The organism is Prosthecobacter sp., from assembly GCF_044373815.1.
Lineage (GTDB): Bacteria > Verrucomicrobiota > Verrucomicrobiia > Verrucomicrobiales > Verrucomicrobiaceae > Prosthecobacter.
Map to the genome: position 1 here is coordinate 1 of NZ_JBIPNG010000576.1, position 3,699 is coordinate 3,699.

A 3,699-nucleotide genomic window follows, 5' to 3' on the forward strand; every position below is an offset into this window, starting at 1 on the left:
CTGTGGAGTTCCTCGCATGAGAAAAGCGGCTACCGCAGCATGGAGGATGTCATCGTGGCGCAGGGGCTCGTCTGGAATGCGGGCACCACGCAGGGGAATCAGACGGGTGAATACACGGGGCGCGATCCGCTGACGGGTGTGGTGAAAAAGCAGTTCTTTCCCGACGTGCCGCAGGGCACCTACTGGTTCCACCACCGCTGCTACATGGCCAAGGCCACGGAGAAGTTCATCATGCCCTCCCGCACCGGCATCGAGTATGTGGACATGGAGAAGCAGCACTGGGACCTGAACCACTGGGTGCGTGGCGCCTGCCTTTACGGCGTGCTGCCTTGCAATGGACTCACCTACGCCGGGCCTCACAACTGCGCCTGCTATCCTGAAGCGAAACTGGACGGCATGGCCGCCATGGCCTCCGCGCCGCGCTATCCCATGCCGCCGCACACGCCGGACAGCGCGCGTTTGACGAAAGGCCCCGCCTATGCCGAAGCCATTGCGGAAACTCCCGCCGATGCCAAGGACTGGCCCACCTACCGCTCCGACAATGCTCGCAGCGGCTATTCGAATCAGGATTTGAGGAAGGACCTCGGCATGGCCTGGGAAGTGAAACTGACGCCACCGCTCAGCACAACGACGAGCGCCGCTGGCCTGACCTTTGTCTCTGAAGTGGACAAGCACACGCTGCATGCCTTTGATTCCGCCACGGGCAAGGAAGCCTGGCATTTCATTGCGGGTGGTCGAATGGATTCACCACCGAGCTACTGGCAGGGCAGGGTGTTCATCGGCGGCAATGACGGCAATGTGTACTGCTTGCGCGCGAAGGATGGCGCACTGGTGTGGAAGTTTCAGGGTGCTCCGGTCATGTTGAGCCACGGCGCGTGGGAGATGATGGAAAGCGTCTGGCCGGTGCACGGCAGCGTGCTGGTGGAAAACGGTCTGGTGAGCTTTGTCTCCGGCCATTCCTGTTTCCTCGATGGCGGTCTGTGGTTCTACCGCGTGGATGCGAAGACCGGCGAGATGAAGGTCAAAATCAACTACGATGACCGCGATCCTGAAACCGGTGGCGACTTGAACGACCGCCACAAGACGCTGCAGATGCCGGTCGCTTTGAACGACATCCTGAGCAGCGACGGCAAGTGGACCTTCCTGCGCACGCAGAAAATCGGGGTCGATGGCAAGCGTGTGGAAGTGGGCCCTGTGAGCGGAGACTTCGACAAGCAGGGCGGCGCGCACAAAGGCGAGGGGCAGCACCTCTTTGCACCGATGGGCTTCCTCGATGATTCCAACTTCCACCGCAGCTACTGGGTCTATGGCAAGAGCTTCGCAGGTGGACACAGCGGCTACTTCCAGGCGGGCAAGTATGCGCCTGCGGGCCGCATCCTCGTGCATGATGACAAGAATGTGTACTCCTACGGCCGCGAGGCGCAGTACTACAAGTGGACGACCACGATGGAGTACACTCTTTTCGCAACACCCAAAGCGCCGCCGGAGCAAGCGTATGACACCGAATCAGCCACCACCGAACGCACGGGCAACAGCGTGGTGCTGGACAAGGATGGCAAACCGCTCGCCGTGCAGCCGAAGGGTGAAACGCAGGTGGGTCACGCCGAAACCCTGAAGGCCCAGGCTGAAGCGAAGAAAAAAGGCAAGGGCGGCAAGAAGGGTGATGCCAAGGCTGCGGCAAAGGCCGGTGGCGCGCCGATGCCCGGCAGTGTGCAGTTCCCGAATGTCCCGGTGCTGGATCCTACGAAGACCCCGATCACCGTCGAAGCCTGGGTGCTGCCAGACAAGCCCAGCGGCACCATCATCAACCAAGGAGGACCGAAGCTGGGGGTGGGGCTCGACTTCCATGACAAGAAACCGCAGTTCCACATCCGCAGTGATTCCAAGGTGAGCAGCATCGTCTCCGCTGAGGCGCTGACCGATGGCTGGCACCACATCGCGGGTGTCCTCGCGGCCGACAAAAAGATGACGCTCTATATTGATGGCAAGCTTGTCGCCGAAGGCATGGCGGGGGAGTTGGTGGCCGGCAAACCAGCGAATCCTCTGATCGTGGGCAACGGCAATGGCGTCGCCGAAGAAAGTGCCGGTGGATACAGCGGCCTGCTGGATCAGTTCGTCGTCTATCACAAGGCACTGAGTGCCGCCGAGGTGCAGCAGCGCTTCGAGCAGCCGGAAGTGAAGCCGACGGATGCCGTGCTGGTCTGCAACTTCGACAATGGTGACTCCCGCGACAGCTCTGGCAATGAGGTGCATGGCGTGGGGGCCGGGGTGGAATCCGGCAAAGGCAAGGTAGGCGGTGCCCTTTGGTTCAAAGGCGGTGCCGAAGGCGGGAAGGGCGGCAAAGGCAGCGGCAGCTTTGTGAAACACACCTGGGATCGCTTTGTCCCCATCGTGGCCCGCAGCATGGCGCTGGCGGGCAAAACGGTGCTCGTCAGCGGTGCGCCGGATACGATTGACGAGGAGTATGCTTTTGAACGTCTCGCCGCCAAGGACCCCGCGATCCTGCAGGAACTCAAAGAGCAGGACGAAGCACTGGATGGCAAACGCGGCGCCAAGATGTGGGCCGTGAACACCGAGACTGGTGAGCAGAGCGCGGGGCTTGAGCTGACGAGCCCTGCAGTGTGGGATGGCATCACCGTCGCCCAGGGACGTGTGTATGTGAGTACGATGGACGGCAGGCTGCAGTGCTTTGGGAAATAGCGCCATGCGACTCGCCACCCTCATCATCGCCATTTGCACGAGTGGTGCCTGTGCCTGCACCATTCCGGTCTTCCGCTTTGCGCTGGACCGCTGGGAGGCGGACAAGTTCCATCTAGTGATGCCTGCCGCCGTCTCGCAAACGCCGGAGGTGCAGGATTTGCTGCGCCCCTTGCGAGCCAATGGCAAGGCCAACCTCGACTTCTCCACCTCCAAGGACCCAGCGCAGCAGGACACCGTCCTGCGCTATTCGAAGGAGAGCGACAAGCAGGTCTGGTCGGGCAAGCTGGACGCGGCCACGCTCAGTGCCGTGCTGGATTCTCCGGCGCGCAAGAAGCTCGTGCAGCTGCTGCTGGCGGGGGATTCGGTCATCTGGGTGATCGCTGACAGCGGATCGCCGGTGGATGTGCTGGAGGTGGAGCGGATCGAGAAACGGCTCAAATTCCTGGAGCAGGTGGCGTCGCTGCCGATTCAGGACCCGAACGACCCCGACAGCCAGCTTGGCCCCGGGCCCCCATTGAGGCTTAAGTTCAGCACCCTCAGGCTGCGGCGCGATGATCCTGCCGAGGCCATGCTGCTGCACATGCTTGCCGGACCGAGGGGAACCTTTAATCCCATAGCCACCAGCTTTGCTGGAGCGGTCTTTGGCCGGGGCAGGGTGCTGGGAGCTTGGCCGCTGGACATTCTGGATGACGCCTCGCTGGAAGATGCCTGCATGTTTCTCGTAGGCCGTTGCGGATGCCGGTTGAAAAACGAAAGCCCCGGCTGGGACATCCTGCTCAATCTTGAATGGGAAAAGGCGCTGCCAGCAGCGGCCACCAGCGAGGCCAAGCCTGCGGGATCTGAAGCGCCCAGCCCTCCGACTCCGACCATCCCGGAGTTCAAACCCGTTGCGGTTCCTGAGTTGGTGACGATTCTGCCCGAGCTTGAAAAGCCTGCTGAAAGCCGCAAAGGCCGACTGATTGCAGGTTTGTCAGCGGGACTGGCTCTGCTGGTACTGAT

General features: G+C 61.8%; 2 protein-coding genes. Both read left to right on the plus strand.

Annotated features, from left to right (window positions below):
- Positions 1–2,700 (plus strand): LamG-like jellyroll fold domain-containing protein (locus ACIREA_RS28470; RefSeq protein ID WP_397385707.1); only part of this gene is annotated, 2,700 nt, incomplete at its 5' end.
- 4 nt (positions 2,701–2,704) lie between these two features.
- Positions 2,705–3,699 (plus strand): hypothetical protein (locus tag ACIREA_RS28475; RefSeq protein WP_397385708.1); only part of this gene is annotated, 995 nt, incomplete at its 3' end.